The sequence below is a fragment of the Actibacterium ureilyticum genome, from assembly GCF_002285435.1.
Lineage (GTDB): Bacteria > Pseudomonadota > Alphaproteobacteria > Rhodobacterales > Rhodobacteraceae > Actibacterium_C > Actibacterium_C ureilyticum.
The window spans coordinates 111,011-117,456 of the sequence record NZ_NSBT01000036.1 but is presented as its reverse complement, the minus strand read 5'-3'; the positions used below and the strand labels follow the sequence as shown (position 1 = coordinate 117,456).

5 protein-coding genes, 1 tRNA gene and 1 pseudogene are annotated in these 6,446 nt (G+C 65.0%); 3 read left to right on the top strand and 4 right to left on the bottom strand.

Translation table 11 applies throughout. The features are described from left to right. The first annotated feature begins 66 nt into the window (after positions 1 to 66). A pseudogene (locus CLM60_RS12880) lies at positions 67 to 824 on the top strand (IS5 family transposase). A gap of 80 nt (positions 825 to 904) precedes the next feature. On the opposite strand, the gene CLM60_RS12875 reads toward CLM60_RS12880, so the two are convergent. After that, a tRNA-Ala gene (locus CLM60_RS12875) sits at positions 905 to 980 on the bottom strand. Positions 981 to 1,065: 85 nt separating this feature from the next. Next, a complete protein-coding gene (locus CLM60_RS12870; protein WP_095589539.1) occupies positions 1,066 to 1,401 on the bottom strand; it encodes a TIGR02300 family protein in 336 nt (111 codons plus the stop codon). 157 nt (positions 1,402 to 1,558) lie between these two features. Here CLM60_RS12870 and CLM60_RS12865 point away from each other — a divergent pair, with 157 nt between their 5' ends. Both CLM60_RS12865 and CLM60_RS12860 read left to right on the top strand, forming a co-directional pair. Beyond that, positions 1,559 to 2,251, top strand: a complete 693-nt coding sequence (locus CLM60_RS12865; protein ID WP_095589538.1) for a M48 family metallopeptidase — start codon at positions 1,559 to 1,561, stop codon at positions 2,249 to 2,251. Between the two features lie 32 nt (positions 2,252 to 2,283). After that, entirely contained in the window at positions 2,284 to 2,934 is a 651-nt protein-coding gene (locus tag CLM60_RS12860) for a GntR family transcriptional regulator (protein ID WP_095589537.1), read from the top strand. Positions 2,935 to 2,940: 6 nt separating this feature from the next. Here CLM60_RS12860 and CLM60_RS12855 read toward each other — a convergent pair whose 3' ends face one another. Both CLM60_RS12855 and deoC read right to left on the bottom strand, forming a co-directional pair. Further along, complete coding sequence (locus CLM60_RS12855; protein ID WP_095589536.1) at positions 2,941 to 5,298, bottom strand: aldehyde dehydrogenase family protein; 2,358 nt, start codon at positions 5,296 to 5,298, stop codon at positions 2,941 to 2,943. Between the two features lie 52 nt (positions 5,299 to 5,350). Next, positions 5,351 to 6,364: a deoxyribose-phosphate aldolase gene (deoC, locus tag CLM60_RS12850; protein WP_245848406.1), complete on the bottom strand. Its 1,014-nt coding sequence runs from the start codon at positions 6,362 to 6,364 to the stop codon at positions 5,351 to 5,353. Positions 6,365 to 6,446: the final 82 nt, after the last annotated feature.

Here is a 6,446-nt window from a genome sequence, read left to right as displayed (position 1 = left end):
CTAGGGTCAGGATGCATTGATTTCCGCCGCGCGGCGTGATTCAGGGCTCCAAAACGGAGCGGTAACATGAGCGATCTTTTCTGGCTGACCGACGCGCAGATGGCGCGTCTGTAACCCTTCTTTCCGAAGTCCCATGGCAAGCCCCGTGTTGACGACAGGCGGGTTTTGAGCGGAATTATTTTCATCAACCGCAATGGCTTAAGGTGGCGCGATGCTCCCGCAGCCTATGGCCCCCACAAAACGCTCTACAGCCGGTGGGGGCGTTGGAGCGAGAAAGGCATCTTCGCCCGGATGATGGTCGGCCTGGCTGCGGAGCATGCTGAAGAGAATACCGTGATGATTGACGAGACATATCTCAAGGCCCACCGAACAGCGACCAGCATGGCCGTGAAAAAGGGGGGCGTGGCCGCCTGATCGGTCGGACCAAGGGCGGAATGAACACCAAACTGCATGCCGTCTGTGACAGCCAGGGACGCCCAATCGACTTGTTCGTCACCGCAGGACAGGTGAGCGACTACATCGGCGCGCGGGCGTTGCTCAGTCGCCTGCCAAACGTCAAATGGCTGCTCGGGGATCGCGGCTACGACGCCGACTGGTTCCGAGAAGCATTGCAGGACAAGGGGATACGCGCCTGTATCCCTGGACGAAAGCAACGCAAGACGCCGGTTAAATACGACAAGCGCCGCTACAAATGGCGAAACCGGATCGAGATCATGTTCGGCAGGCTCAAGGATTGGCGGCGCCTGGCGACCAGATACGACCGATGCTCCAAGGTGTTCCTCTCAGCAATCGCTCTCGCTGCTCTCGTCATCTATTGGTTATGAACCCTGAACCTAAAGCCCAACAAATGGAAGAGCTATGCAGAATAAAAGGAAAGGTTATGCTAAATGCACCAAAGGGGATTTGGTGGAGCCTAGGGGAGTCGAACCCCTGACCTCTTGCATGCCATGCAAGCGCTCTCCCAACTGAGCTAAGGCCCCGGACCAGTGTGGTCGGATCTCTCCGACGGCCCGTATTTATGGAAGCACCGGGGGGAGATCAAGCGAAAAATCCCCCCGGATGCGATTAGCTTTCGTCGTCGTCGGTGGACACGTCCGCGATGTCGTCCAGCGACACATCCTCGTCGTCGTCTTCCAGCACGTCGTCGCCCAGATCCACGTCGGAATCATCGTCGTCATCGTCCAGCACGACATCATCCGCCAGCGACTCGTCATCGCTGGATTGCTTCGAGGCCTTGTCCGACTTGTCGGCCACCAGAGTCCGGCCTTTGCCGCTGGTCAGGCTTTCAAGCGACATGCTGTGGCCGCAGGACGGGCACACCATCGGGTCGCGCTGCAGGTCATAGAAACGGGTCGAGCAGTTCGGGCAAACGCGTTTAACGCCCCATTCTTCCTTGGGCATGGGAGTCCTCTTCGGTCCGAAAACGTATCAGGGTCGGAGCCAACTGCCACAAGTGCCTGTGTGTGTCAAAGGGCTTTTCCGGTTTCGCGGGGGCAAAGTGGTTTTTCGGCTGTCCGGGTGTCGCGGGCCCTGTTAGATTGGGGCAAACAGGTAGAACATGAAACGCGCCGAGCTTCCCGGAGATCCCCCCATCACCGTGACGTTGCGCCGGTCCGGCCGGGCGCGGCGGCTGAGCCTGCGTGTGTCGCAGCTGGATGGGCGGGTGACGTTGACCCTGCCGAACCACGCGCCCGAGGATGAGGGGCTGTCGTTCCTGCGCGAGAAAGAGGCCTGGATTCGCGGCCATCTGGACCGCAGGCCCCAGGACCGGACGATCGGGCCGGGGGTCACGATCCCGTTTCGCGGCCAGCCGGTCGAGGTGGCACTTGCCGATGCCGGGCGCGTCCGGGTCGAGGGCGCGCGCCTGATGGTGTCGCGCAAATCCGCCAACCCGGGCACTGCGATCGCGGCTTTCCTGAAGCTGGCCGCGCGCGAGCATCTGGCGGCGCGGTCCGATCATCACGCGGCCACGCTGGGGCGGGGATACGAGCGGCTGGTCTTGCGCGACACACGCTCGCGCTGGGGGTCGTGTTCCAGCCAGGGGGCGCTGATGTATTCCTGGCGGCTGATCATGGCGCCGGATGCGGTCTCGGACTATGTCGCGGCGCATGAGGTCGCCCACCTGGTCGAGATGAACCATAGCCCCGCGTTCTGGCGCGTGGTGGCGCGGCTCTGCCCCGATTACCAGACGCCGCGCCGCTGGCTGCGCGAAAACGGCGCATCCCTGCATGCGGTGCGCTTTGGCGATTGACCGGCTGCGGCTTTTTGTGATCACATTTGCGGATGGACACGAGCACCCGAACCGGCGAAGGCGGCATTGCCGCGCATGAAAGGCTGTATCGCAGCTTGCGCGGCAAGATCATGCATGGCGAGCTAACGCCCGGTGCATCGCTGACCCTGCGCGGGATCGGGCAACAATTCGGCGTGTCGATGACGCCTGCGCGCGAGGCGGTGCGGCGGCTGGTCGCCGAAGGCGCGCTGACCCTGTCCTCGTCCGGGCGGGTGGCCACGCCCGCCCTGTCGAACGAGCGGATCGAGGAACTGGCCGCCCTGCGCGCGTTGCTGGAGCCGGAACTGGCCAGCCGAGCCCTGCCGCGCGCCCATATCGCGCTGATCGACCGGTTGCAGGACATCAACCATACCCTGGCCGAGGTCGTCAGCCGCCACGATGCGGTGGGCTATATCCGCGCCAATCTGGAGTTTCACCGCACGCTTTACCTGCGCGCACAGGCGCCCGCGATGCTGGCGCTGACCGAAACCGTCTGGCTGCAACTGGGGCCGACGATGCGGGCGCTGTACGGTCGGTTGGGTCGGACGGAATCGCCGCAGTTTCACAAATCCATCGTTGCCGCGCTGAAAGCGGGCGACGAGCCGGGGCTGCGTCTGGCGGTGCGTGCGGATGTCACCCACGGCCTGCGGCTGCTGGCGGGTTAGGGTGCGTCACTCTCCATAGGGCACCCAGATCGTCTTGACCTCGGTCGCGGCGCGCAAAAAGGCACGGCCTTCGCCCTCGGGGCCCATCCAGTCGCGGTTGCGACGGTTGTTCACCCAACTGCGTTTCAGGTTCCCGGCGGCCTCGGTTTCGATCACCGCCGACAGGTCGGTCGACGAAAAGCTCCAGACCGCATCAACATCCATGTGGCTGGCCAGCGTGGGCGCCAGTTCGGCGTGGCTGCCGGTGACGATGTTCACCACGCCCCCCGGCACGTCCGAGGTATCCAGCACCTGATAGAAATCCGTCGCCGCCAGCGGATAGGGTTCTGATGGCACCAGCACACAGCGGTTGCCCATCGCGATCGCGGGCGCCATGACCGAAACCAGCCCCAGCAGCGGCATTTCATCGGGGCACAGCGCGCCGATCACCCCCACAGGTTCCTTCATCGCCAGCGCGACACCGCGGATCGGCACCGAATGCGCCGCGCCATCGTATTTGTCGGCCCAGGCGGCATAGGTGAAAAGCCGCGCGATGGCGGCATCGACCTCGGCCTCGGTCGTGCGGGTGTGCTGCCCGGTCAGCCCGTGCAGGCGCCCGGAAAATTCCGTCCGGCGCGCCGACAGGTTCTCGGCCACGTAATACAGGATTTGCGCCCGCAAATGCCCGGTGCCGCCCGCCCAGCCGCTGGCGCCGCGCGCGGCCTCGACCGCGTTGCGGATGTCCTTGCGGCTACCCAGGCCCATATGACCCAGCAACTGGCCGCGCGGCCCATGCACGGCGCGGGAATAACCGCTGTCGGGCCGCGCCTGTTTGCCGCCGATATAAAGCTTGGCCGTGCGGTCCAGCGGATCGGTCACCTCGGGCTCGGCCGGTTTGTCGACCGGCAGCAGCTGTTTCAACCGCTTGGTCTTGGTCGCGGGCTTCAGATAGGCGTGCAGACCGTCCCAACCGCCCTCGCGCCCGAAGCCGCTTTCGCGCACGCCACCGAATTCGGCCGCCGCATCGAACATGTTGGTGGCATTCACCCAGACCACGCCCGCCACCAGCTTGGGCGCGACATCCAGCGCCAAGTTGATGTTTTCTGTCCAGACCGTCGCGGCCAGACCATATCGCGTGTTGTTGGCCAGCTGCACCGCCTCGGCCGGGGTGCGGAAGGTCGTGCCGACCAGCACGGGGCCAAAGATCTCTTCCTGCATCAGGGGCGAGGCTGGCGACAGCCCGGTGATCAGCGTCGGCGGATAGAAACACCCCTCCGGCAGCGGGCAGGCGGCGCGATGCACCTCTCCCTCATTGCCATGCGCATCGACCAGATCGGTGATGCGTTGCAACTGCACCGGATCGACAACCGCGCCCACGTCGATGCATTTGTCCAGCGGATCGCCAATGCGCAGCCCGTCCATGCGGGCCCGCAGTTTGGTGTGGAACCGCTCGGCAATCCCCTCCTGCACCAGCAACCGGCTGCCTGCGCAACAGACCTGGCCCTGGTTGAACCAGATCGCGTCGACCAGCCCCTCGACCGCGGAGTCGATATCGGCGTCGTCAAAGACGATATAGGGGGACTTCCCGCCCAGCTCCAATGTCAGCGCCTTGCCCGACCCGGCGGTGGCGCGGCGGATATGCCGCCCCACCTCGGTCGAGCCGGTAAAGGCGATCTTGTCGATATCGGGGTGGCTCACGATCATCTCGCCCACCGCGCCGTCGCCGGTCACGATATTGACCACGCCCTTGGGCAGCCCGGCCTCGCGGCAGATGTCGGCAAAGAGAAGCGCGGTCAGCGAGGTATATTCCGCCGGTTTCAGAACCACGGTATTGCCCGCCGCCAGCGCCGGCGCGACCTTCCACGCCAGCATCAGCAAGGGGAAGTTCCACGGGATGATCTGGCCGCACACGCCCAAAGGCTCATGCCCCGGAAGCTCGCTCTCCATCAACTGCGCGAGACCGGCGTGGTAATAGAAATGCCGATGCACCAGCGGCACGTCGATATCGCGGCTTTCGCGGATCGGCTTGCCATTGTCCAGCGTTTCCAGAACCGCGAACAGACGGCTGTGTTTCTGCACCAGCCGCGCCAGCGCATACAGGTATTTCGCCCGCCCATGGCCGCCCAGCTTCGCCCATTTGCCCTGCGCCTTGCGTGCGGCCGAAACGGCGGCATCCACATCCGATTGCGTCGCCTGCGACAATGTCGCCAGAACCTCGCCCGTGGCCGGGTTGCGGCTTTCGAACCCGTCACCCGGCGCGGTGAAGGCGCCATCGATGAAATGCCCGAACCGGTCGCCGCCATCGACCAGCCAGGCCAGCGCCTCGGCCGCGCTTTCGGGGGCGGGGCCGTATTCCATGGTGTCGAAGGCTTCTTTGATCGTCATGGTGCTTCTTCTTGGTCCAAATACTCAAATGCCGAACCGGCCCACGGGGCGCCTAGCCCGCCGGGTGGCGCCATGCGGCCGAATAGGCGCCGGTCACATTGTGTTCCAATTGCCGCTCGATATCGCCCAGCAGGGATGACGCGCCGAAGCGGAACAGATCCGGCTGCAGCCAGCGGTTGCCCAACTCGTCCTTGATCAGGCTCAGATAGACCAGCGAATCCTTGGCCTTGGATATCCCGCCCGCGGGCTTATAGCCCACCCGGAACCCGGTCCGTTCGTGGTAATCGCGGATCGCGCGGATCATCACCAGGCTGACGGGCAGGGTGGCGTTGACGCTTTCCTTCCCGGTCGAGGTCTTGATGAAATCCGCCCCCGCCATCATGCAGACCAGACTGGCGCGCGCCACATTGCGCAAGGAGCCCAGCTCGCCCGTGGCCAGGATCGCCTTGACATGGGCGGCGCCACAGGCGGCGCGAAACTCGCGCATCTCGTCGTACAGCGCCTGCCAGTTGCCGGTCAGGACATGCCGGCGCGAGATCACGATGTCGATTTCTTCGGCACCGGCCTGAACGCTTTCGCCGATCTCGGCCACGCGCAGGTGAAAGGGCGACAGCCCGGCGGGAAAACCGGTGCTGACGGCGGCCACGGGAATGCCCGTGCCCTGCAGCGCATCGACCGCGGTCGCCACCATGTCGTGATAAACGCAGACCGCGCCGGTATGGATCGGCCCCATGCCAAGCGCCTGCAACAGGTCGGGCCGCACCGGCTGGCGCGCCTTGGCGCAGAGCCGCCGCACGCGGTCTTCGGTATCGTCGCCCGCCAGCGTGGTCAGGTCGATGCAGGTGATCGCCTTCAGCAGCCAGGCCGCCTGATAGTCCTTCTTGACCGACCGCCGTCCGGGCAGGGTTGCGGTGCGCCGCTCGATGGCCGATCGGTTGGCCTGTGCGCCGCGCACCCAGTCCATATCCAGCGGCAGGCCGGGGTTGCGCGTATGCGTGACCTGCGGAAGCGTCGTCTGTCCCGTGCCGGTGGTGGCATCTGGCGTGACTTTGGTCGAGCTGTTCACGGAAAGCACCTTGTTGCTTCAGGGGCGTCTCAGGGTCGCACGCACGGCAGCGATTGGCAAGCGATCCCCGCCGCGCCCGGTC